Consider the following 23328-nt stretch of genomic DNA (forward strand, 5'->3'; position numbering starts at 1 on the left):
CCGCAATCGGGATTCGTGCAAACCCACGCCTTGAAGAGAACCGAAGCGCCCTCCTGCCCATAGTCGGACAGTGGAATCAGTACTCCATTGTTACATTTTTGGCACTTCGGCCACTCCATCATCCGCGCCTCCTTGCAGCCGACCCGAACCGCATCGTCCGTTCTTGAAATTATCCGACCAACAAATCTAAAGCAACGTGCCGCGATGCGCCGATGGAGCCGTCCAAGAGCGCCCCGGAACGCGTACTCGACGAACGTGATACGGCGAGCAGATGGTTTCTACTTGAGCGCGCGCACGGAAAAGCCGCGATCGTTGCTGCATAACAGCGAGCGCTTGCCGTCCAGCACGGTCTCGAGCACAACTTCCCGGCCCCATAGCCGCTGCAGGTAGGTGAGACTTTTCTCGGCGTATTCAATATGCAGATCGCGGCCGTCGTGATAGTGCTTGACGTAGAGTGTGCGGTTCTGGCCGAAGTCGGCGTCCTCGACCTTCAGCACCGGTATCGAGTTGGTGCCGACGTTCTTGATCAACGTTGCCTTGACTTCCCGCCAACCCTCCTCGTCGGCCACCTTACTGACCACCAGCTCCTCGCCGCGCGCCTCGTATTCGAAAATATCCATCTCGCGCATGAGATCTTCGGTCAGATAGCGGCGGATGAACGACGCATCACGCTCCACCTCGCGGACCTCGAAGATCTTTTCCGTGCCGGACTTCACCGGCGGGCCGTCGCGCTTGATTTCCTCCGCGGTCGGATTTGTAAAGCGCCGGTAGATGTCTTCCCAAATCTTGAGGCCGAGATGATACGGATTGATCTGGCCGGGAATCGGGCGGACGACCTGGTTGTGGTTCACGATGAATTCGAGATGGAGCCCCTGCTCCAGCTCGAGCGATTCCAAAATCTTCTTGTGCCAGTAGCTCGCCCATCCCTCGTTCATGATCTTCGTCTCCATCATGGAGATGAAGTACTTGGCTTCTTCATCCACGATGGTGAGCAAATCCTTTTCCCAGTCGGCGAGAAACGGGTTGTGATCGCGAATGAAGAGCAGCAGGTCTTCGTCCGGTTCGAGCGGGACCTTGTGGAAATCGGGCGCCTCGATTTGCTTGCGCGCGTGGATTTTCTGAAACGGATCGGGCTGTCCTTGCGCGCTGTCTTCGGCGCGAGCCATCTGTTCCAGTGGCGTGAGCTTCTTGATCGCAAGATTGCGCCGGCATTGCCACGACAGCGCATGCGCCGCGTCCAGAATCCGCTCTACCTGCTCCACCCCGATCGACGGGTCCTCGACGTAGCGCCGCACGCGTATCGCAGCCGCTTTGAAAGCCTCGATAGTCAGTTCGGCGCGCGTCGATTTGAACGTGAAATTGTTCTTGAAGAAATCGTTGTGCCCGTACACGTGTGCGATCGTGAGTACCTGCAGCAGGATCGAGTTGTCGCGCATCAGGTATGCAATCGCCGGATTGGAGTTGATAACCATCTCGTACGGCAGACCGCTGACGCCGTGATCGTAAAGCGTTTTGAGCTTCTCGTACGCCTTGCCGTACGACCAATGCGGGTAATGCGACGGCATCCCCGAGTACGCCATGTACCCGAGCATCCCGGTGTGATCGCAAAGCTCGAACTCCTGCGGATAGCAGTCGAGCCCGAACTCTGCCGCCTTGTCGCGAATCCGCCGGTCCCACTCGACGAGGTCGTTCAAGTTCCACGCCGCGATGCGCGGCGATCCGCCCGCGTTCTGAGCGGCGCTCATGCTTCCTTCACCCTGTCTTTGGCCAGGAAGGCTTTGAACGACGGCCAGATGTCTTCTTTGCGCTCGATTAGCACGGTGTGAAAGTTCGGCGCCTGGATTTGGCGGAACACGTTGAGCATCGAAGATTCGTAGTACCGCGACCCCAGCGGCTTGATTTCGCCGTAGCCGAGCAAGTTGCAAATCCCGGCGAGTTCCTCCGCGTCCTTGAGCGCGGCGGGATTGTCGGAGTCGAAATTGTCGCCGTCCGAGCAATGGAACGCGTACAGGTTCCACAGCGACGGATGATATCGTGCGGCAATTATTTCCAGCGCCTTGGCGTAGCCGGATGAGATAAAGGTGCCGCCCGATTCGCCCTTGTGGAAGAACTCCTCCTCGGTGACCTCGCTGGCCTCCGTGTGATGCGCGATGAAAACGATTTCGACGTTGCGGTAGCGCGTCGAGATGAACTGATAGAGCAGAAAGAAGAAGCTGCGCGCCAGGTACTTCTTCATCGTGTCCATCGAGCCCGACGTGTCCATGATGCAGATTACCGCGGCGTTCGATTCCTCCTTGGTGTCGATCTCGACGTGCTTGTAGCGCAAGTCGTCCTGATGGAACGGGAAGCGGCGATGCACGCGCTGGAATGCGGCGCCGGGCGAAGCCGCGAGCGCTTCCTCGTCCAGTGCGCCTTCTTCGAGCGCGATTTCATCGAGCGCACCTTCGACGCCGGTATCGAGTTCGCGGTCGGCCTTGGATTCTTCCAGCGCGCGCGCCACCGCGTCGTTGCGCTTGTCGGACGCGAGCATCCGCATCACGCGCTGCTTGGCGGTGCGCCGCTTGTCCAGCCTGATGCGGATGCCGACCTTGCGGTAGCCTTTGCGCCGGGACGAGTAATCGGACTGGATTTCGCGCAGCGCGCGCCGCTCGAGGTTGGGTAGTTCGAGATCCTCGAACATGATCTCGATCAATTCCTCGAGCGTGACGTCGGTCTCGTAATAATCGACGCCGGGCCGGTCGCCGGCCTGCTCGTCGCCTTTGCCGGGTCGGTCCTTGCCGGTTTTGCCGACGACTTGCCCGGGCCGCGAGTCGCCGTCGCCCTGCGACGCACCGGGAGCGTTGTCGCCGAAAACGAAGCGGTATTCCTTGATTCCGCGCAGCGGAACCTTGATCACGCGATCTTTGTCTTTGCCGATGATCGATTCTTCGGCGATGATGTCGGCGATATTTTCGCGGATCGATTCGCGAACTTTCTGGCGGTGGCGCAGCCGGTCGCCGGCCGAGCGGTCGGAGCGTTCAGCGTCGGAGATCCGGTATTCGCGGAAGATTGTATCGCCGCCGCTCATCGTCTGCTCATCCGGGCTCTCTCAATCCTTCCACAGATTGTTCGCTGCGAAATTTTGAGAAAATCCTATCATCAGTTCGGCTATCTTCGTCTTGCTTTATTGGCTCAGTTTCTCAGTTTCATACCATAAGTAGTGGTTTTGAGATGCTCTCACCACCATCGATAGTTTCGTTCCGTCAGAAATTGGATTTCGCCCAGAGCCACGCAAAATATCAGTCCTTCCACAGATTATTCGCGGCGTACTTGAGCACGACGTCCACGCACGATTCGCAGTACCCGTTCTCGAGCAGGTTCTTCACCATCGAGCCGTACTTCTCGCCCTGTTCCTCGTCGCGGGTGCGCGCCTTGGTGATGATGCGTGAAATGTCGCGCACCGAGGTCATCAGCTTTTTCTCGATCGCCTCCTTGAGCGGCTCGTAGCTCTTGTAGCTGATCTTTTCGCCGCGCCGCGACGTTGCCCACAGGTACGCGATCACTTCCTGGCGAAATCCGTCGGCCGCCGATCCGATGATCGCTATTTGCTCTTCGATCGACTTCAGGAAGCCCTCGTCGGGCGCCAGTTCTTCGTTGGTGTTGCGATCGCGCACGCGGGTCTTGTTGACGTACGCCTCGGCGTGATCGAGGTAGTTCTGGAACAGCGACTCCGCCTGCTCCTGATACGAATAGACGAACGCGCGTGTGATCTCCTTTTCGAGCAGGTCGAGATATTCCTTATGCAGCGTGTCCTGCAGGAACTCCAGATACTGCTTGCGCGTGTCGTCGGGCAGGTCGCCCTCCTTGGTCATCGAGATCAGCGCCTCGCGCACGTTGATCGGATTGATGCAGTTGCCCGTGACGTTGTCCGATAGCGCGTTGTCGAGCGCCTTCATGATGAAGCGCGTCGAGATCCCCGACATCCCCTCGCGCTTGGTGTCTTCTTTCAGCTCCTGCACGTCGATCTTCTTGGTGCGTCCTTTCTCGACGACTTCCTCGCCGTTGTAGAGCCGCAGCTTGGTCATCAGGTCGCACTTCGCGGTCGGCTCCAGGCGCGACAAAATCGCGTACATCGAGGCGAGCTCGAGTGTGTGCGGCGCCACGTGCGCGCGGAAATCGGAGTTCCTGATGATCTTTTGATAGATCTTCACCTCTTCGGACAGGCGCAGGTTGTACGGCACTTTCACGACGACGATACGATCGAGGATCGCCTCGTTGGTGTGATCGGCCTTGAACTTCTGCCACTCGGCTTCGTTCGAATGCGCGACGATGCAGGTATCGACGTACACCATTCCGTGGCGCCCGGGCGCCGGAATCACTTTCTCCTGGGTCGCCGTGATCATCGCGTGCAGGTACTCGGTCTCGTTCTTGAAAACTTCGATGAACTCGACGATTCCGCGGTTGCCGACGTTCAGCGCGCCGTTCAGTTCGAGCACGCGCGGGTCGCCCTCGGAGTATTGGTCGAGCTTCGAGATGTCTTCCGATCCGATCAGCACCGAAGTGTCCTGGTTATTCGGATCGACCGGCGGCACCACGCCGACTCCCACGCGGTTGCGCTTGGAGAAGTTGCGCGCGATGACCGGAAATTCCTCGTAGCGATTGTTGAACTCGGACTTGAGCCGATAGCGGCATACCGGGCACAGGTCGCCCTCGATGTGCGCGCCGAGCATCTTCTCGAACTCGCGCCGCAGATGGCGCGGGACCAGATGCAGCGGCTCCTCGTTCATCGGGCATCCTTCGATCGCGAAGATGAATCCGATCTGCTCGAGCCCGCGCTGGATCCTTTCGACCAGCGAACTCTTGCCCGAACCTACCGGTCCCATCAGGTACAGAACCTGCCGGCTCTCTTCGCCCTTCAGCGACGCGGAATGGAAGTAGCGGACGATCTGCGCGATCGTGCGCTCGATCCCGAAAAATTCCTCCGCGAAGAAATTGAACACCTTCAGCGGCTCATCCTTGTACAGCCGCTTGGTGCGCGGATCGTCGGTGTCGTGCAACGAATGAAGGCCCGACGAAATGATCAAGTCGTAGATTCGCGCGTGCGCGAGCTTGGTTATGGTCGGGTCGGCCTTCACGACCTCGAAATATGCGAGCAGCGTGCCGCGCCATTGCTTCGACTCGCGTGCGGCGCGGTCTTCTTTGATCACTCGCTCGAAGTTATTGAGATCCGCCATCGGCTATCTCCTTCGGGTTATGGAATGTTGTGCAGGAATACTGCCTGGGAAAGCGGGATATGGTCGGGCCGTACTATTTCTGGAGCCCATCCTGATTTCGAGTATAACGGAGCCATTGATCTGCAACAAGCAACACGCCCGCAATGGCCGCTGGCGTGACGGATCGATTCTTCAGCAACTCGCGAAGAAGTACGGTCTTTTCTGAAATTAGGACGCTATCCGCTTGTGGGCTGGAATCCGAATATGAAAAAGCAGGTTGCGCGCTCGAGGTTCCCGGCTCTCTTTTTACAGAGCCTAATATGCCTCGCTTGTTCGACGCAGCCTGCTTCCTCCTTGTCGTCTAACATATAAGCCCCCGGATAGATACTCGCCCAAATTGGTGCCGGAGCACGCAACACATTAAGCCGCGTTGGGCGTCAACAGGTGTGCACGATGTTGATTTGCGCTTTACTGAAATAACCGCTCGGAGACCGGCACCGTGTCGCCCAGCACGATGCGCCCGCGGTCGTTTCTCACCATTGCTGCGAACACAGTGTCGTCGTGCGCGAACGACAGCCACCACCGCTTCTCCGCGGCGAGCCCGAGGTAGCGCCCTTTTTGTTCCATCGTGCGGAGCGCGTCGAGATCGTACGCCTGGTTCCACGGACCGCGGATGTGCGAGCGCGTCGGTACTATATCTGCCAGGTGCATGAAGCATTCGCCTCCGTCGCTGACCAGCGCCGCCTGATGGTCCCGCGTATGGCCGCCGGTGACGACGGCGCGCACGCCCGCGACGATGTCGGTATCGCCATCGATTGCTTCGAGCATCGATCGCACCGGCGCGAGAACCTCCGCGGCGTGGCGATACGCGGCGTGAAGCCGTTCGTTGCGCGGATTACCGGCGATTTCGAGTTCGCCTTTCTGCACGAAGATTCGCGCGCGCGGAAACGCAGCTTCCAGCGCGCCGGAATCCCGCCGGCGCACGATTCCTCCGCAATGATCGAAATGCAGATGCGACACGATCAGATGCGTGACGTCGCCCGCCTCCATCCCGAGCGCGCGCAGATGCGCGGGGATCCATCCGTCGCCATGATCGAAGATCTGGCGCTCGACGGTGCTTAGCCGGTTGCCGATTCCCGTATCGACCAGAATCGCGTCGGCCCCCTTCACGATCAGCGGGCACGTCAGGTTCAGGCGGATACGGTTGTGCTCGTCGGGAGGATGGTTGTGTTTCCAGAGTTCGCGCGGGACCACCCCGAACATGCATCCGCCGTCGTTGCGCCAGAAACCATCGGCAAGGAACGCCACCTCGAACGCGCCGACCTTGATCTTCGGTGGTGTCTCAGCCATCTCGCCTCCTCAGCTTCCCATCAACCACGTTCCCAGTATCAGCGCGATACCGCCCATCGCGACGATTGCGGCGTGTGCCTTCACCATTCGAGTCATCGCGCCCGCCACCGCGTCGATACGCTCGCGCGCGACTGCCGCTCTGACCGCCGCACCGACTCTCATCGACCACGTCATCACGGCAATCATAACGATAAACAGCGCAATCTTGATGGCAAGCACCGTCATGAATGTGGTTGAGAACGCGAAGCCCCGCAAAACTCCCGCCGCTATCAGGCTGATCAGTCCCGTCGCGAGTAGCACCGCCGCGGCGACGAAGCCGAGCAGATCGATCTTGGGCGCCGCGTTCACCGCAAAATTGCGCTGCTCGGCGCTTCCCGTCGCGAGCGCGAGACCCGCGATCATGAAGCATGCGCACGCGCCGATCCAAATCGCGCCGGCCGCCGCGTGGGTCCACAGAATCACCGTTCCCAACAATTTGAACCTCTTTCCCCGTCGAATCGCAAAAAGACTAACCCTGTCCCTCGCGCGATTACACCCCGCCGCGCGTTGGCGGGCGGCATCGTTTTGGGCTAACTAGAATTTTTGGATCGATTGCCGTTCAATCGGCGCGCCATCCGCGGAGGTGACCGTGACGCTCAATCCATACATCGAGGCACACGAACTGCGCGAGCTTGTCCTCAAAAAGGAAGTCCGCCCGCGCGAGGTCGCGGAATTTTTTCTCGCGCGCGTCGAGAAACTGAATCCCAGGCTCGGCGCATTCATGACCGTCACCGCCGATCGCGCGCTCGCGGACGCATCGCGGCTCGAAAAGATGAACGCTTCGGATGCGGCCATGCTGCCGCTGTTCGGCGTCGCCTATTCGCTCAAGGACCTGGTCTGGACCAGGGACATTCGCACCACCTTCGGCTCGAAGAACTACGAGAATTGGCACGCGCCCGCCGACGCGGAACTCGCCGTCCGGCTCGCCAACTCCGGTGGAATTCTGCTCGGCAAAACCACCACCCCCGAATTCGGCCTGCGTCCGACCACCGAGGGCGGTCTCTGTCCGCCCGCGCGAAATCCCTGGAACCTCGAACACACCGCCGGCGGCTCCAGCGGCGGTTCCGCCTGCGCGGTCGCCTCCGGACTGCATCCCGTGGCGCAGGGCAGTGACGGCGGTGGATCGATTCGCATACCGTCGGCATGCTGCGGCGTGGTCGGAATCAAACCGTCGCGTGGGCGAATCACGCGTGCGCCGCAGGAAGGTGAAGCATGGAGTGGACTTTCCACTACCGGCCCGATCGCGCGCACCGTCCGCGACGCGGCGTTGATGCTCGATGCGATGGCGGGGATGATGCCGGGCGATCCGTACGCGGCACGGCCGCCGGCGCGTCCATTCGTCGAGGAAGTTTCGGCGCATCCGAAAAAACTTCGGCTTGCATTTATCAACCATAGCGCGCTCGGCCCGGTGGACGCTGAAACTCTCGCCGCGCTCGAGTCCGCATGCGGCGTGTTCCGCGAGATGGGGCATCGTGTCGAGCCGCTGACGCTCGATCCCGGCGCGCAGCTCGGCAAGTACGTCCGCGTGATCGTGGGCGCGTCGGTCTCGGCGCTGAACATCCCCAACCCGGAGCTGCTCGATCCGCTGGTGCGCGAGAGCTACGAATGGGGCGCCAAAATTTCCGCCGCCGACTACATCCGCGCGGTAACCGGGATGCACAATGCGTCGCGCGAAATCGTGCACGCGCTCATGCCCTACGACACGCTGCTCGCCCCGACGCTCACCCGGCCCGCAGTGCGGCTCGGCACCTTGCCGTCGAATCCCGCCATCGCCGGGGATGAAATCTACGGGTGGATCGCGTTCACCTTCCCGTTCAACTCGACCGGTCAGCCGGCCATCTCGCTCCCCAACGGATTCAACAAGGCGGGATTACCGCTGGCGATTCAACTTGTCGGCCGTCCCGGCGATGAAGCGGGCATAATCGCGCTGGCGGCAGAGTTCGAACGCGCCCGCCCCTGGAAGGACAAGCATCCTCCAATCTAGTTTTTTCCGATCGCGCTCTGGTAAAAGCGGGGCGTAAGGGCGAGAATCCGCGTGTGATTCCCAGCCTGGCGCTGCCTCCGAGCGCGTCGGCGGGAAAACACCTTACAAGCAGGACGAATCATGAGTTGGGATTTACAGACGGGAGCCAATCGAAAAACGGAGAAAAAATATGGAGACGATCAAGTTTGACGATATTGCGGCGCTCACGGCGAAGATCGGCAAGGAATTCGGTCCGTGGAGCGAGCCGATTCAAGTGACGCAGGAAAAAATCAATCAATTTGCCGACGTGACCGGCGACCGTCAGTGGATTCATATCGACATCGAGCGGTGCAAGAAAGAGAGTCCGTTCGGCGGACCGGTGGCGCACGGTTTTCTGACGCTGAGCCTGCTGCCGGCGTTCAAGAGCAAAGACGATTACACGATCACGGGATTTCGCAACGTGGTAAATTACGGCGCGAACAAGCTGCGCTTCGTCGCGCCGGTGCCGGCGGGCGCCAGCGTCCACGCGCGCTCGCGCCTGATCGCGGTCGAGCCCCGGCCGCTGGGCACGATGCTCACCCGGGAGACGGAAATCCAGGTCGTAGGTGGGCAGAAGCCGGCGCTGGTTTACGAAGCACTGATGCTGTTCGTGAAGTAGAAGTTGCGGGCGGCGACGGAGATCAGCGCATGGCCTATGAACAGATCCTTTACGAGGTCGCGGACAATATCGCGACGATCACGCTCAACCGGCCCGAGAAGCTCAACGCATTCACCGAGATCATGATGGACGAGATGATCGACGCGTTCGACAAGGCCGACGTGGACGACAACGTGCGCGCTATCATCGTCACCGGCGCGGGGCGCGCGTTCTGTGCGGGCGCCGACCTGTCGGGTGGGACGTTTGGCTCGAGGCGCGCGGATCGTCCGCAACGCCGCTCGGCGATCGGAGCTGACGGCACTGTGGATTGGACCAACGAGGCGATTCGCGACGGCGGCGGACGGCTGACGCTGCGCATCTTCGAGTGTCTGAAACCCGTGATCGCGGCGGTGAACGGAGCGGCGGTGGGCGTCGGCGTGACGATGCAACTAGCGATGGATGTGCGGCTGGCGTCGGAGAACGCGCGTTTCGGGTTCGTATTCGCGCGGCGCGGGATCGTGCCGGAGGCGTGCTCGAGCTGGTTCCTGCCGAAGATTGTCGGCATCTCGCAGGCGCTGGAATGGACATTTACGGGGCGAGTTTTCGCGGCCCAGGAGGCGCTCGAAGGCGGGCTGGTCAAAAGGATCTACAAACCCGATCAACTTATTCCAGCGGCGCGCGCGCTCGCTCGCGAGATAGCGGACAACACGTCGCAAGTGGCGGTCGCATTGATTCGGCAGATGTTGTGGCGGATGGCCGGCGCGGACCATCCGATGGAAGCGCACAAGGTGGACAGCCGCGGAATCTTTGCGCGTGGCCCTTCGGCGGATGCGAAGGAGGGCGTCGCGTCATTTCTGGAGAAACGTCCGGCAAAATTCCCGGACAAGATTTCCAAGGACATGCCCGCGTACTTTCCGTGGTGGCGGGAGCGCAAGTACAGCTAAGGCGTCCAAGGTTTGCGGCGGATGACGACGCGGACTTCGCCGGGGTGCTCGACCTTGACGATGGCGCGCTGGTCGTCGAGGTCCAGCTCGGCGGTGCCGTTGCCGCCGGACACCTCGATCACGCATCCGCGCGGGTATTGAATGCGCGGCACGAAGATCTCGGTCGAGCGGGCAGCGGAAGGATCGCATTCGAACATGAACTCGAAAGTGCCGCTGATACGATCGAATTTCATCGTGCGCGCAATACCCTGTGTGGCCCGCGCGTAAGGCCTAACGAAGCCGGCGAGCGCGCGGCCGCCGCTATTGATGTCCGCCGGATCGGTCTGCTGGTCGCGCGAGAAGATACTCAGATCCTCCTGATTCCACCCGTCGCCAATAGCCAGATCGTTGCTATTGGATGCCGTATAGTTCCATTGCGTACTATTGATGAGCAGAGTATCGAGTGCATTATACATTAGATCGAGCGCGATGATGTGGGCAGTCCATGGCGCATCGCTGCGATCGCCGGCGTGAAAGGCACGGTACGCGCCGGCGCCGTTCAAATCGAAGTGAATTCCAAATTCGCCGATGAGGGTGGGCGCGCCGCCATTCACCGTTTCCGACATCCCGGCCATCTTGCCGAGCTCGCGTTCGTAGCGCGCCTGGATCTGTTCGCTGGCGGTCGCAATTTCGCCGGTCAGCACGTCGAGGCTGAAATTCGGGCTAAACATCTTGGTGACGGCCAGGACCACGTCGTACCAGTGACCGGCGTTGACGCTGTTTGGGGGAGTCTCGGCGGGGAATCCCGGTCCGAGAAAACCCGAGAGCGGATCGAGCTCGGCGAACAGGATCCAATCGGGATTAATTTGGCGAATATTTTCGGCGACGCGCGCGAAAAATGGTCCCATGTAGTCTTCGATGAAGTTGACCTTGCGATCGCCGACGCGTTGGAAAAAGTCGTCGCGCAAAACGTCGAAACTGCCGTCGTCATTGAGCCGCCATGCGCCTGCATCCTGGAACGGATCGCTTTGGCCGCTGGTCCAGATCGAGATGCGCTCGGGATTGATTGTCCGATCTTGTTTGTGGACCACCGGGTTCGGTTTCGCTGTCGGGTCGAACTCGAGCACCGGTATCGAGCGCGTAACTCCATGCGACACCAGCAAGCCGTCGAGCGGCGACCACGCTAGGCCCGGCATCGCACGGTCGGGGTTGGTATCGCTTGGCCCGAGATGGCGATAGGTGAGTGACTGTCCGATCCATCCCGGGACCGGTTCGTTGAGCGAGTCAAAACCGATCACGTTGGGCAAATCGCGGATGCGCCGCGCGATCTCGCGCTGCGCTCCCAGGTAATGCTCGAGCATGTAGTCCTGCACGTTGACGCCGTCGATAGTCAGTCCGGGGGCGAAGTCGCGGCCGGCGAAAAACAAGGTCCACATGATGCCGTTGGCGGGACGGCGCTCATTCTGCACCCAGCTCATGGTCGGGTAGCGATCCTCCTGGCGGCCGCCGCGCGCATAGTCATATAGATGTTGCATTACATGAGCGCATCCCGACTCGGCGAGCCGGCGATAGTCAATTCCAACTTTCTCGAATAGCCAGCAGGGCGCGCCGTCGCCACCGGTCATTCGGCTCCAGACATCCTGGTGAAAATCCACGAATACGTAGAAGCCGTAGTCACCGGCGAGCCGGCACAACTCGGCGAAGTAGTCGAGGTACGCGACGTCGTAGTCGCGCGGGCCGCGATGCTCGACGGCTTCCCAGGTGGTCAACAAGCGCAGGCAATTGAAACCCCACGCGCGCAGGCGCGAGAAATGTTCGCCGGCTTCGCCAATCGGAAACGGACGGCCGATGAAGGAGGCCTCGCGATGGTTGGCAAAGTCGGAGGGAAAATTCGTGCCGCCGTCGGGGTAGGGGACCTTGCAATCACCGCCCAGATTGACGCCGCGCAAAATAACCCGGCGCCCGTGTTCGTCGAGGAACCATCGTCCTTCGATGTGCAGCCGCGACAGGCCAGTTTTTGACATTCGATTCACTCCGTGGTGCGAGGGTGACGCAATGTCCGCTCGCCCGTCAAGCTGCACAAGCATATGGCCGCGAGTTGGCAAGAGAGCGAGATAATTCCGAGCCTGTTCGTCTCCAGCGCCGGCGGTCTTCGATGATCGGCCGCTGGCTCTTTAGGTGTTTGCGATCAATTGACTATTTGGCGACGACGGCTCACGCTGGCGGCGTAACGTTGACTTAAGGCTCATGGCCAATTTTCTCAACAGCGCGCGCGAGTACTTGGAAACCGCGCTCAGGCATGTAAGGTCGGCGATTCATCCCTTGAGGCCATGGATTGCGCGCGCCCGGGGGTTGGGCCGTTCGCGCCGGGCGCGGAAAATCGCGGTGATCGTTGTCGCGGTCGTGCTGTTTGCGGGCCTGACTACTTACTTCGCGGTTCCGCCGGTGTTGCGGCACGTCCTGACCGGCCCCGTCGCGGGCAGCATCCATCGCCAAGTGAGCGTGGGCAAAATCCGATTCAACCTTTATGCGCTGAGGCTCGACGTGGACCAGCTGCACGTTGGCGAGCGCGACAGTCCGCAACCGTTCGTCGATATCGGGCATCTGAGAGTGAAGGTTTCGTGGACGTCGATTTTCAGATTTGCGCCGGTAGTCGGCGAAGTCGTGGTCGAGCGGCCGGCGATACATATCGTTCGGGAGTCGCAGCAGCACTTCAACTTTTCCGATCTGCTTGAGAGCGCGCCGACGCCGGAAAAATCGAAACCCGCTGCGCCGAGCGCGCCGATGCGATTCGCGGTTTCGAATATTCAACTGCGCGATGGCGAAGTGACATTCGACGATCAGCTGCTCGGCAAGCAACACAAGGTCGAGAAGATTCAGATCAACGTGCCGTTTATCGCGAACCTCCCCTCCGACGTGGACGCGTCCGTCGAACCGCTGCTGCAGATGGTGATCGATGGCAGCCCGATCCGGATTGCCGGCGTGGCCAAACCGTTCGGGGCGACACGCGATTCGGTAATTGACCTGAAACTGCATCGGCTCAACCTGCCGCTTTACGTCAGCTACGCGCCGATGAAGCTGCCGGTGAAAATTCCCGATGGGAAGCTCTCGGCGGATGTGTACGTGCATTTCGTGCAGGCGGAATCGCTGCCGCTGATTCGTTTGAACGGCACGGTAGCGCTGGATCAGCTCGACGTTCGCGACACGGCGGATGCGCCGATCGCCGCACTCAAACACGCCGAGGTGAAGCTGACTGACGTCGAGCCGCTGGGCGCGGTGTTCTCTCTGCGATCTATCTGGATCGATGGACTGCTCGCGCATGTCAGGCTCAACCCCGACGGAACCAACAATCTCACGTCGATAGCGAGCGGCAATGCGGCGCCGGCGAGTCCTCCAGCGCAAGCGGCGCCGGCGGGCAACGTGACGCAGGCGGCGGCGCCAGTTGCGGAAAAATCCACGGCGAAATCGCCAACCGATTTTTCGGTGGACTCGTTCGATCTCACGAACAGCGCGGTGGAGGTCCAGGATAACAGCGGCGCAAAGCCGGCGGCGGTGGCGGTCGATGCGCTCGGAGTCGGGCTTAAGAATTTTCGGACGATAGGCGGAGTGCCCGCGTCCGTCACTGTTAACGGTAAGATTCGCAGCGGCGGCACGATCGCGCTCAAAGGCGCGCTCGATCTGGCGGATTCGCAGGTTACGACGGAGGTGTCGATCGATCAGATCGACTTGCCGGCGCTGCAGCCGTTCGCGCAGTCGGTTCTTGCGGCCACGATCGCGTCGGGCAAGCTGAGCGCGAAGGCCAACGTACAGACGCATTTCGCGAGCGATCATTTCAACGTGCACGCGGAGCCGGCGACCGTCGCAATCGAAAATTTCGAGATGGATATGCCGCGCGAACGCGAAAAACCGGTGCTGTGGAAAAGTCTGAGCGTTGCGATTGGACAGTTCGACCTGGCGGCGCATCAGGCGACGGTCAGCGAGGTGCGCAGTAACGGGATGCATCTGTTCGTTCGCCGCGAGCGCGGCGGGAAATTGAGTCTCGCCTCGCTGATGCGTGGCGCGCCGGCGCCGCCGCCACGCAGCAAGCGCGCGACCGCGCGCGAAACGACGCGAATGCCGCGCGAGACCAGGCGAATGCCCCGCAAGCCGGTGCAGGCTGCGGCGCCGCCGTCGCAGAGTTGGCAATATCAGATCGCGTCGGTCGCGATGGAACAGACCGATGTCACCTTCGAGGACGACAATGCGCCGCAACCGGTCAAGGCGGCCGTAGCACCGCTGAATCTGCATCTGAAAAATGTGTCGAGCGACTTCAGCAAACCTTTTGCAGTCGATGTTGACGGCACGCTGAATCGCAAGGGCACTTTCAAAGTCACCGGCACCGCCGCGATCGCGCCGCTGAAGGCCGATCTGCGCGTCGCAACAAAGCGCCTGGACCTGGCATTTGCGGATCCATACGTGAGCAGCAGTATGAACGCGACGATCACCAGCGCGAACCTGACGATGGACGGCGCGGTTGGCCTGGAGCAGGCGCGCAACGATTTTCTGGTCAGCTATCGCGGCGACGCATCGCTCGGCAGCGTGCGGATGCTCGACAAGCTGACCAACGCTCTCTTTTTCAGAATGAACGCGCTCAACGCGAGTAAAATTGATTTCGCTCTCGGAAAAGGTCCGCCCAAGGTGCATGTCGGCGAGTTGGCGCTGTCGAATTTCTATTCGCGCATCATCCTGAACAGCACCGGCAAGTTGAATCTGAAGGACATCACTGCGAGCCCGCAAGAAGCGCCTACGTCGCTGACGCGAGCCACCGGAGCACCGGGCTCGAAGGGTGCGGTTCCAGTTGCGCCGACATCGACGCCGACTCCGGCTGCCGCGCCGAGTCCGGCAGCTGCGACGGCTCCTGGAGCGGCTCCGGCGGCATCGCCGAGTCCTGCAGAGCCTTACGCGGGGCAGCCGATGAACGCCGACATCGAGTTGAACAAGATCACGCTCAAGGGCGGCAAGGTCGATTACACGGACAACTTTATCAAGCCCAACTACACGGCGAACCTGACCGACATGGAGGGCAAGGTCGGCGCGTTCGGAACAAAGTCCACATCGCCGGCGGACGTTTCACTCGACGGGAAAATCAACGGGAGCGCGCCGATCAACATCGATGGGTCGATAAGCCCGCTCGCGCCGACTGCGTTTGTTGATATCAAGGCGAAGGCAAACGGTATCGAACTGACGGGCCTCACTCCGTACTCGACCAAATACACCGGCTATCCGATCGTCAAAGGCACGCTGACGGTTGATGTTCATTATCTGCTGGACCAGGGAAAGCTGACGGCCGACAACCATATTTTCATCGATCAACTGACGTTCGGCGATCACGTTGAGAGCCCGGATGCGACGAATCTGCCGATTCGATTCGCTATCTCACTGCTCAAGAATTCGAAGGGACAAATCGACCTGCGAGTGCCCGTGTCGGGGTCGCTCTCCGATCCGCAATTCAGCATCGGCAGCGTCATCCTGAGCGCGTTCATGAACCTTATCGTCAAGGCCGTGACTTCCCCATTCACGCTGATAGCGGCGGCGTTCGGCGGCAGCGGCGCGCAGCAAGATCTCGGCTATATAGAGTTCGCGCCGGGCTACGCGACGCTGACGCCGGATAGTCAGAAGAAACTGGATACCGTCGCGACGGCGTTGGCGGATCGAACTGCCTTGAAGCTCAACATTTCGGGGCGTGTCGATCCGGCATTCGACAAGGATGGCTGCCGCGAAGCCTCACTGGAGCACAGCATCGAGGTGCTCAGACGCAAGGACCAGGGAGACAGCGCGGACGCGAATACCAAAGCCGCCGCGCTGTCGACGGCGGACTACAACAAGTATCTGGCGCGAGTTTATAGCGCGGGAAAATTTCAGAAGCCGCGCGACTTCATCGGGTTGGCAAAGACAGAGCCGCCGGACGAGATGAAGAAGCTAATCCTCGCCAACACTCCCGTGAGCGATCAGGATCTTCAGCATCTGGCGCAAGCGCGCGCAAATGCGGTGCGCGCGTATCTGAGTACGAAACAAGTGGATGCGGCCCGGATGTTCGTGATCGCGCCGAAGCTGGACGCCGCCGGAATCAAGGATCAGGGCAAGACGACGCGCGTCGATCTATCACTGGAGTGATGCGCGCCGCAGTGCTAGAGCGAGCCGAAAATGCGATCGGGGATCGCGTCCCAGGCGCGGCGCTCCTGGTCGCGAGGCGCATCCTCGAGTTTGGTGTTCGCGCCGAAGACCATCGTTGGCCGGCGCGCCTCGGTATAACCCGTCCAGGTACCGGCACTCGCGCAGCCTGGATCGCCTGATCGTGCGAATGCCAGCCATGCGTCCTGCATCTGGACTGCCAGCTTTTCCGCGGCCGGGCCGGTGCCTGCGAATGCGGTCATCCCGGGCAAGTGATTGGTGCCGAAGACGAAGCCAAGCTCGAGGGCGTGGCAGCATCCCAGCGCGCCGTGCATCGCGGGCGACGGCCACGTGAAGAGATAACTGAAAACGCGCGGATCGTGGCGTCCCTGCACTTGCGCGAGGCGCACGCCGGGGATGCGGAAAACTCGGTCAGTCTCGATTGCGGTGAACAGTTCGGCCGGCGTCACGGGCTCGCCACGCGCGGCTCGCGCCTTTTCGTAAGCATCGATGAGGGCATCGGCTGCCGGAGCCGTCAAGTGCCTGCTGATACGCTTGCCCAGGCCGGCGCGGTCGAGCTTGTGCAATGAAGGATCCATCAAGGAGAACAATTTCCACTCTTCGAGCATGGAACCGACCATCACGGCCACGCCCGACGCCGAGCCGTCTGCCACCATCTCGATCGCGGCGCGCGGCGCCAGAGTACCGTCAGCTACCGGCTGATACGCCATCCCGAGTTCGGGATCGGGCGTTATGCCGTCGTCGAGGAGAGTGCCGGTGAGCAATTGCGCAGGCGTCAACGCGCGGATTGCGGCGGCGTCGCCGGGATGCACCCCGAGCTTCGACAAGACTCTCTCCGCCGTGCGATTCGCGCGCGCGACGGGAGCGCCGGTGTGGCTCGCGCCACTTTGCGCTATCGCTTTGTGGAACAGGCCGCGCGCAGAGGGCATCGCCAGGATAGTTCCGACGCTCATGCCGCCGGCTGATTCACCGAAGATGGTGACGTTGCCGGGGTCGCCGCCGAACTCGGCGATATTGTCGCGGACCCACTGGAGCGCCGCGACTTGATCGAGAATTCCTTCGTTGCCGGTCGCCGGAATCTTGCCGTTGGTCACGTCGGCCAGGCGGAGGAAGCCCAGCGGGCCGAGGCGATAGTTGACCGTGACGACGACCACGTCGCCGCGCCGTGCGAGAACCGAACCGTCGTAAAGAGGCTGCGAGCTGGAGCCGATACTGAAGGCGCCGCCGTGAATCCAGACCATCACGGGCCGGCGCTTGCCATCGGGCGCGGGAGTCCAGACGTTGAGGTAAAGGCAATCCTCGGATTGTTCGCCATCAACCACGATCGCGGAAAGCGCGCTAAGCATCACTGCGTTCTGATGAGCCACCGCGCCAAAGCGACGCGCGTCGCGCAGCCCTGTCCACGACTCGGCCTTCTCGGGCGCGAGCCATCGGCGCGCACCAGCGGGCGGAGCCGCAAACGGCACTCCTTTGAAGACGAATAGTCCGCCCTGGTCGTCACCTTCGAGCTTGCCTTGATGGATCGAAACAGTCGCGCTCATGTGGATGAACCTCGATACGAGAATTGCGGGGATTCTCGCAGAATCCGTGTGCAGCTCACAAACCCATCATAGCGTGTAATGCACGTTGGTGAGTTGCTCGGACACTTCCCAAAGCCGGGCCGCGGCCGCGGTGTCGCGAGCAGCCGCACTACAACCGACTTTGACCGGATGTCCCCACATCTCGCCGATACCGTCAGGGCCGATGTAGTCGCCGCCGTGGACCTCGGGCGCAACTGCCGCATACTCGGTAGGCAGCGCGCCCATCGCGGCGCTTTGCGCGAACAGGCTGTTGCCGACTGAGAAAAGAGATTCCATCATCGACGATCCCGACATCCGCGGTCCCGCGGCTTGCAGATTGGTCGCCGCATAGCCGGGATGGCACGCGACGCTGAGCAGTTTTGCGCCGGATGCGTCGGCTCGCCGCTGCAACTCGAAGGTGAACAGCAAGTTGGCGAGCTTGCTCTGCCCGTAAGCCATCCACTTGCGGTAGCCCTTCTGCCATTGCAGATCGTCGAATCGAATTTTGCCCATGCGATGCGCGCCACTGGCGACGTTGACGACCCTTGCGCCTTCGGTGGCGAGCAACCGATCGAGCAGCAAGCCGGTCAACGCGAAATGCCCCAGGTGATTGGTGCCGAATTGCATCTCGAAGCCGTCCACCGTGAGGCGGTACGGGATCGCCATGACGCCGGCGTTGTTGCAGAGCACGTGCAGCGCGGGATGCCCCCGATGGAACGCGTCGGCGAAGCCGCGCACCGACGCCAGGTTCGAGAGGTCGAGTTCCATCGCCTCGACCCTGGCGCCGGGCGATGATGCGGAGATCTGAGCGGCTGCCGTTCGAGCCTTCTCCGGGTCGCGACAGGCAATGATGACATCCGCCCGCTTGCGCGCGAACTCCAGCGCGGCTTCATAGCCGATGCCGCTGTTGCCGCCGGTTACGACGATCGTCTTCCCGGAAAGATCCGGCATGTCATCGGCGGTCCACTTCTTTTTTTCGGGCATAGCGCGCGTTCCTCCCAGTCGGCTGCACGAAGGCTATCACGGGATATGTCCTTGGTCACGATGGAGAAACATCGCCCCCCCCGCCCCGCCCCCGCCGCAAAAGCGCATTCACTAATTGAATGTGAAACCCACCGTGGGTTTCACACTTCCTTGGGCAGGGGTGACCCCTGCACCCACCGTTAATCGCTAAGTCGCGAGGCCGCGCCTTAGCTCTCAGGTTCATGGCGTGAGAGCGAGATCCGTCCCAACGGGCAGGGGTGGCCCCTGGCCGTGGCGACGGCAGCGCAGTATTAGGCCATTGGCAGGGGCCGCGCGCGACAACGGAGCGCGGCCTTAATACTGGGTGCAGGGGTCACCCCTGCGGTTTCACATTCAATTAAGTGAACGTGCCTTTAAGCGCTGCGAGCGCCGCGATCTGCGACATATCCACGCACTCTTCCAGCGCGTCGGCGATTCGATCGAAGGCCGTGCGCCGATTGGCGTCCGCGTCATCCTGCGCGGCGGATTTAAGCGCGGCGAGTCCTTTCGAAGTCCGTATCTCGTCGAGAAAGCTTCGTCGAAAGCCGGCGGAATCAAACATTCCGTGAATCGAAGTGCCGATCACTCGTCCATCGTCTGAGCGGACACCCTCAAGTTCGTTCACCGCGTTGGAGTCCCTGTGCGTCAATCTGAACAGTGCCTGGGAAGCCGCGACGGCGGTGATACGCCCGGAGTGAATCTCGTAACCGGAAACGGGCAGCTTTGTCGGGATATGAATTGCTCGGATTCGATCGGTGATTTTTTCGGCCTGAAAGGTGGTTTCTATTTCGAGCAATCCCAACCCAATCGTTTCAACCGTATCGCTCTCGACCCGGTCGGCGTCGATGACGCGCCGTCCAAGCATCTGGTACCCTCCGCAGATTCCAAGCACCCATCCACCCGCGCGACGGTGCCGCACGAGGAAGTTCTCCCAGCCGGATGCGCGCAGCCATTTCAGATCGGCGACGGTGTTCTTGCTCCCCGGAATGATCAGAACGTCAAGGCGTGGCGCCATGCCTGGATCGCTCAAGTAGTGAACGGCGACATCCGGTTCATCCTCGAGCGCTTCGAAATCCGTATAGTTCGAGATGCTCGGGATGTGTATCACTCCGATAGTCAATGGCTTGTCGCCGGGACGCGTCGCGATCCCGTCCAGCATGGCGGCATCCTCTTGCGGTAATCCCAGCCTGTGCTGCCACGGCATCACTCCGATTACCGGGATACCGGTGCGTTGCTCGAGAAAGCGAAGGCCGGGTTCCAGCAGCTCTTTATCGCCGCGGAACTTGTTGATCAGCACTCCCTTGAGGCGACGCCGATGCTCCGGCGCGAGCAGCTCGACTGTGCCGACGATCGAGGCAAAGACTCCGCCCTTGTCGATATCCGCGACCAGCAGGACGGGCGCGTCGGCCAGTTCGGCGATTTCCCAGTTGACGATGTCGCGATGGCGCAGATTGATCTCCGCCGCGCTGCCCGCGCCTTCGATAACAATCAGCTCAAAATCCCGCGCAAGGTTGTTATAGCTACTGACTATCTCAGGCCATGCCTCAGTACGATACCGCTCATAGTCATTTACGCCCATCTGAAACCGCGCCCGGCCCCGAATCACTACTTGGCAAACCATGCCGGGGCCCGTTTTCAACAGCACGGGATTCATGTCGGGGCTCGGTTCGAGCCCGCACGCTTGGGCCTGCACGGCCTGCGCGCGTCCGATCTCGCCGCCACCGGGGCAAACCGCCGCGTTGTTCGACATGTTTTGCGATTTGAAGGGCGCTACCCGGACGCCGGCGCGCGCGAACGCACGGCACAGCGCGGTGACAACCACGCTCTTGCCGACGTCCGACGCCGTGCCCATTACCATCAAGCTCCTGGCGCTCAAAACCCGATTCCTTTTGAAGCGACGCTCACGGAAGCCATAGCATCCGCGATGCTATACACTGTTTCAATACAGCTCCGGTTCGTGGCGACCGGGCGCAGCCGGCCTGCTGATCGAACGCAACGGGCGGAAATGGAAGAAGACAGAATATGACATCTCTGCATGAAGTATTGAAACGGGCGGAAGCGGACAAAGTTGCCGTCGGTCACTTTAATTTTTCGGACCTGGCCGCATTCAACGCGATCGTTGCCGCCGCGCGCGACAAGCGACTACCCGTGATGGTGGGTCTATCCGAGGGCGAGCGCGAGTTCACCGGCGTCCGACAGGCCGCCGCGTTGGTGAAGGCGGTTCGCGACGAATACGACTATCCGATTTTTCTGAACGCGGACCACACTCACTCGATCGCCAAAGCTGAGGTGGCGGCGAAAGCGGGATTCGACGAAATCAGCTTCGACGGGTCGGCGCTCCCCTTCGAGGAAAACATCGCCCAGACGAAGAAAGCGATCGAGGCGATCAAATCGATCAACCCTGCGATTCTTGTTGAGGGCGAGATCGGTTGGATCGGCGCGTCGTCGGCCGTGCTCGACAAGATTCCGGAGGGTGTCGGCGTTTTGACCACGCCGCAGGAGGCGAAGCAATTCGTCGATGCTACTTTAGTTGACGTGTTGGCCCCGGCGGTCGGCAACATGCACGGAATGCTCGCGAGCATGGTTCACGGCGACGTGCAGAAACGGCTGAATATCGAGAGGATCGCGGAGATCAAAGCCGCGGTCCGGATTTTCATGACATTGCACGGCGGGTCGGGCACCAACGACGGCGATTTCAAGAGGGCGATCAAGTCCGGCATGACTATAGTCCACGTCAACACCGAACTGCGGCTGGCATGGCGGAGGGGAGTCGAAGCAGGGCTGGCAGCGGAGCCGAACGAGGTGGCGCCCTACAAGATCCTGGCGGCTGCGGTCGAAGCTGTGAAAGAAGTGGTTAGCTCGCGGCTCGAGCTATTCAGTTCAAGGTAACGGCCTAATCACTGTTTGTCCGTCGGTAGATTGACAAATACCGCGGCCGTAACGACCGTAGTCCATAGACCGTCGCGATCGCCGATTGCGGATTGCGTGATGTTTCGCGTCTGAACGATTTTATCGGACAGCTTCCATACGTCCTTGCGTTCGTCGTAACTGACGTTGGGATCGAAGTCCACGCCGAGCGCGGTCGCGAGCATCGTGGCGGCGAGATCTTCGGCGTAGTCGCCAGCCTTCTCGTCGGTCTGCCCGAAACTCTTGTGCTCGGACAGATAGCCGTATTGATCCTTGTCGGCGGGAATTGCGAGGCCGACCGACGAGGCCATCAAGCGATGCGGTTCGTCGGTGGAGTTGTCGTACATGACGGTATAAACGATCTGGCCGGGCGTCAGGGTCTTCAGTCCGTCCTGGATGGAGACGACTTTGCAGCCGGGAGGGAAAATTGAGCTGACTCGAACGAGATTGAACTCGGCGATCCGCGCGTCGCGAAGCGCGAGCTCGAAGGAGGTGAGTCTCTCGCGGTGCCTGCCGACGCCCTTGGTCAGAAAAATACCTTTGCCTATTGGACCCATCTACTTTTGTCCCTCAATTCAATTTCTTCATTTACATAGAGCAAGCGCAAGCATTTTGCGAGGTTGCGCGGCGATGATTTACTCGTGAACAATGTTCGGTGAAGCAGTAAGATGATGGCTCATAAAATTTCGCCGAGGTGAATCGTGATCGAGACGAATCCATTTGGAAATACGGGTCATCAGAGCACGCGGGTTATCTTCGGCGCCGCCGCGTTTATGGGCGGGATGAAGCAGGACAAGGCCGACCAGGTGCTCGAGGTGCTGCTCGAATACGGCATCAATCACATCGATACGGCGGCGTCGTACGGCGATTCGGAATTGCGGATCGGTCCGTGGATGCGGGAGCATCGCAAGCGGTTTTTTCTCGCCACCAAGACCGCCGAGCGCACGTATGAAGGCGCGCGGGCGAGCCTCCATCGATCGCTGGAGAGGCTGCGGGTCGATCAGGTTGACCTGATCCAGATGCACAACCTGGTCGCGGAAAATGAATGGGGGACGGCGCTGGGAGCGCACGGCGCGCTCGAAGCGCTGGTGGAAGCGCGCACGCAGGGGCTGGTGCGGTTCATCGGAGTTACCGGTCACGGCTCGCAGGTTGCCGCGATGCATCGCCGCAGCCTGGAGCGATTCGCGTTCGACTCGGTGTTGTTCCCATACAATTTTACAATGCTGGAAATCGGACAGTATGCCGCCGACGTCGAGGCGCTTCTGAAAGTTTGCCGTGAGCGCGGCGTGGCGACGCAGACGATCAAGTCAGTTGCGCGGCGCCGATGGCAAAATGGCGGCGGCCCGAAATTCAGCTGGTACGAGCCGCTTCGCGATCGCGACGCGATCCGCAGGAGCGTCCACTTCGTGCTGAGCCGGCCGGGGTTGTTCCTGAATACGTCGAGCGACGCGACCCTGCTGCGCGATATTCTGGATGCGGCCAGCGCGAAAGCGACGGCGCCGGCGCGCGCCGAGATGGAAGCCGACGTGGCGCGCTACGCCATGGAGCCGCTGTTCATTCCCGGGGTGTCGGACACGATCTAGGC

The 23328-nt window shown here is 60.9% G+C and carries 17 protein-coding genes (1 of these 17 running past the window's edge); 6 read left to right on the plus strand and 11 right to left on the minus strand.

What is annotated here, in order from left to right; translation table 11 throughout:
* From ABR989_RS11610 to ABR989_RS11635, 6 genes are all read right to left on the minus strand, one after another.
* Window positions 1-119: the 5' portion of a hypothetical protein gene (locus ABR989_RS11610; RefSeq protein ID WP_428128632.1), read on the minus strand. It extends 64 nt beyond the left edge of the window; only the first 119 of its 183 coding nucleotides appear in the window; its start codon is at window positions 117-119; its stop codon lies off the left edge, out of view.
* 159 nt (window positions 120-278) lie between these two features.
* The gene (locus tag ABR989_RS11615; protein ID WP_428128634.1) at window positions 279-1745 is read right to left on the minus strand and encodes a SpoVR family protein; all 1467 of its coding nucleotides are present in this window, start codon (window positions 1743-1745) and stop codon (window positions 279-281) included.
* Window positions 1742-3067, minus strand: coding sequence for a YeaH/YhbH family protein (locus tag ABR989_RS11620; RefSeq protein WP_428128636.1), 1326 nt, complete (start codon window positions 3065-3067; stop codon window positions 1742-1744). The genes ABR989_RS11615 and ABR989_RS11620 overlap by 4 nt, the downstream gene beginning before the upstream one ends.
* A 211-nt stretch (window positions 3068-3278) precedes the next feature.
* Window positions 3279-5213, minus strand: coding sequence for a serine protein kinase (locus tag ABR989_RS11625; protein ID WP_428128637.1), 1935 nt, complete (start codon window positions 5211-5213; stop codon window positions 3279-3281).
* A gap of 447 nt (window positions 5214-5660) precedes the next feature.
* Window positions 5661-6542, minus strand: a complete 882-nt coding sequence (locus ABR989_RS11630; RefSeq protein WP_428128639.1) for an MBL fold metallo-hydrolase — start codon at window positions 6540-6542, stop codon at window positions 5661-5663.
* 9 nt (window positions 6543-6551) lie between these two features.
* Window positions 6552-7013, minus strand: a complete 462-nt coding sequence (locus tag ABR989_RS11635) for a hypothetical protein (protein ID WP_428128640.1) — start codon at window positions 7011-7013, stop codon at window positions 6552-6554.
* Window positions 7014-7170: 157 nt separating this feature from the next.
* Here ABR989_RS11635 and ABR989_RS11640 point away from each other — a divergent pair, with 157 nt between their 5' ends.
* The 3 genes from ABR989_RS11640 (at window position 7171) to ABR989_RS11650 (ending at window position 10125) form a co-directional block, all read left to right on the plus strand.
* Window positions 7171-8565: an amidase gene (locus ABR989_RS11640; protein WP_428128642.1), complete on the plus strand. Its 1395-nt coding sequence runs from the start codon at window positions 7171-7173 to the stop codon at window positions 8563-8565.
* Between the two features lie 169 nt (window positions 8566-8734).
* Entirely contained in the window at window positions 8735-9202 is a 468-nt protein-coding gene (locus ABR989_RS11645; protein ID WP_428128643.1) for a MaoC family dehydratase, read from the plus strand.
* A gap of 29 nt (window positions 9203-9231) precedes the next feature.
* Window positions 9232-10125, plus strand: coding sequence for a crotonase/enoyl-CoA hydratase family protein (locus ABR989_RS11650; RefSeq protein WP_428128645.1), 894 nt, complete (start codon window positions 9232-9234; stop codon window positions 10123-10125).
* On the opposite strand, the gene ABR989_RS11655 is transcribed toward ABR989_RS11650, so the two are convergent.
* Window positions 10122-12128, minus strand: a complete 2007-nt coding sequence (locus ABR989_RS11655; RefSeq protein WP_428128648.1) for a cellulase family glycosylhydrolase — start codon at window positions 12126-12128, stop codon at window positions 10122-10124. The genes ABR989_RS11650 and ABR989_RS11655 overlap by 4 nt on opposite strands.
* 223 nt (window positions 12129-12351) lie before the next feature.
* On the opposite strand from ABR989_RS11655, the gene ABR989_RS11660 reads away from it, so the two are divergent.
* Window positions 12352-16257 carry a DUF748 domain-containing protein gene (locus tag ABR989_RS11660; RefSeq protein WP_428128650.1) on the plus strand — a complete coding sequence of 1302 codons (3906 nt, stop codon included), beginning with the start codon at window positions 12352-12354 and terminating at the stop codon, window positions 16255-16257.
* Between the two features lie 14 nt (window positions 16258-16271).
* Here the strand turns inward: ABR989_RS11660 and ABR989_RS11665 are convergent, their stop codons facing one another.
* The 3 genes from ABR989_RS11665 to ABR989_RS11675 all read right to left on the minus strand — a co-directional run bounded on the left by ABR989_RS11665 (window position 16272) and on the right by ABR989_RS11675 (window position 20694).
* The gene (locus ABR989_RS11665) at window positions 16272-17816 is read right to left on the minus strand and encodes a carboxylesterase/lipase family protein (protein ID WP_428128652.1); all 1545 of its coding nucleotides are present in this window, start codon (window positions 17814-17816) and stop codon (window positions 16272-16274) included.
* Between the two features lie 66 nt (window positions 17817-17882).
* Entirely contained in the window at window positions 17883-18818 is a 936-nt protein-coding gene (locus ABR989_RS11670) for an oxidoreductase (RefSeq protein ID WP_428128655.1), read from the minus strand.
* Between the two features lie 376 nt (window positions 18819-19194).
* Window positions 19195-20694, minus strand: a complete 1500-nt coding sequence (locus tag ABR989_RS11675) for a cobyric acid synthase (RefSeq protein ID WP_428128703.1) — start codon at window positions 20692-20694, stop codon at window positions 19195-19197.
* 164 nt (window positions 20695-20858) lie between these two features.
* Between ABR989_RS11675 and ABR989_RS11680 the strand changes: the two genes are divergently transcribed.
* Window positions 20859-21725: a class II fructose-bisphosphate aldolase gene (locus ABR989_RS11680; RefSeq protein ID WP_428128658.1), complete on the plus strand. Its 867-nt coding sequence runs from the start codon at window positions 20859-20861 to the stop codon at window positions 21723-21725.
* Window positions 21726-21733: 8 nt separating this feature from the next.
* On the opposite strand, the gene ABR989_RS11685 is transcribed toward ABR989_RS11680, so the two are convergent.
* Window positions 21734-22300: a pyruvoyl-dependent arginine decarboxylase gene (locus ABR989_RS11685; protein ID WP_428128660.1), complete on the minus strand. Its 567-nt coding sequence runs from the start codon at window positions 22298-22300 to the stop codon at window positions 21734-21736.
* 144 nt (window positions 22301-22444) lie between these two features.
* Between ABR989_RS11685 and ABR989_RS11690 the strand changes: the two genes are divergently transcribed.
* The gene (locus ABR989_RS11690) at window positions 22445-23326 is read left to right on the plus strand and encodes an aldo/keto reductase (protein WP_428128663.1); all 882 of its coding nucleotides are present in this window, start codon (window positions 22445-22447) and stop codon (window positions 23324-23326) included.
* Window positions 23327-23328: the final 2 nt, after the last annotated feature.

Origin of the sequence: Binatus soli (SeqCode), from assembly GCF_050015535.1 — a bacterium.
Classification (GTDB): Bacteria; Desulfobacterota; Binatia; order Binatales; family Binataceae; genus Binatus; species Binatus soli.

Bases quoted from the DNA above. Each gene is read 5' to 3' on its own strand.
- ABR989_RS11615 (WP_428128634.1), bottom strand. From the start codon at position 1,745: ATGAGCGCCGCTCAGAACGCGGGCGGATCGCCGCGCATCGCGGCGTGG.
- ABR989_RS11620 (WP_428128636.1), bottom strand. From the start codon at position 3,067: ATGAGCGGCGGCGATACAATCTTCCGCGAATACCGGATCTCCGACGCT.
- ABR989_RS11625 (WP_428128637.1), bottom strand. From the start codon at position 5,213: ATGGCGGATCTCAATAACTTCGAGCGAGTGATCAAAGAAGACCGCGCC.
- ABR989_RS11630 (WP_428128639.1), bottom strand. From the start codon at position 6,542: ATGGCTGAGACACCACCGAAGATCAAGGTCGGCGCGTTCGAGGTGGCG.
- ABR989_RS11645 (WP_428128643.1), top strand. From the start codon at position 8,735: ATGGAGACGATCAAGTTTGACGATATTGCGGCGCTCACGGCGAAGATC.
- ABR989_RS11650 (WP_428128645.1), top strand. From the start codon at position 9,232: ATGGCCTATGAACAGATCCTTTACGAGGTCGCGGACAATATCGCGACG.
- ABR989_RS11655 (WP_428128648.1), bottom strand. From the start codon at position 12,128: ATGTCAAAAACTGGCCTGTCGCGGCTGCACATCGAAGGACGATGGTTC.
- ABR989_RS11660 (WP_428128650.1), top strand. From the start codon at position 12,352: ATGGCCAATTTTCTCAACAGCGCGCGCGAGTACTTGGAAACCGCGCTC.
- ABR989_RS11665 (WP_428128652.1), bottom strand. From the start codon at position 17,816: ATGAGCGCGACTGTTTCGATCCATCAAGGCAAGCTCGAAGGTGACGAC.
- ABR989_RS11670 (WP_428128655.1), bottom strand. From the start codon at position 18,818: ATGCCCGAAAAAAAGAAGTGGACCGCCGATGACATGCCGGATCTTTCC.
- ABR989_RS11675 (WP_428128703.1), bottom strand. From the start codon at position 20,694: ATGGTAATGGGCACGGCGTCGGACGTCGGCAAGAGCGTGGTTGTCACC.
- ABR989_RS11680 (WP_428128658.1), top strand. From the start codon at position 20,859: ATGACATCTCTGCATGAAGTATTGAAACGGGCGGAAGCGGACAAAGTT.
- ABR989_RS11685 (WP_428128660.1), bottom strand. From the start codon at position 22,300: ATGGGTCCAATAGGCAAAGGTATTTTTCTGACCAAGGGCGTCGGCAGG.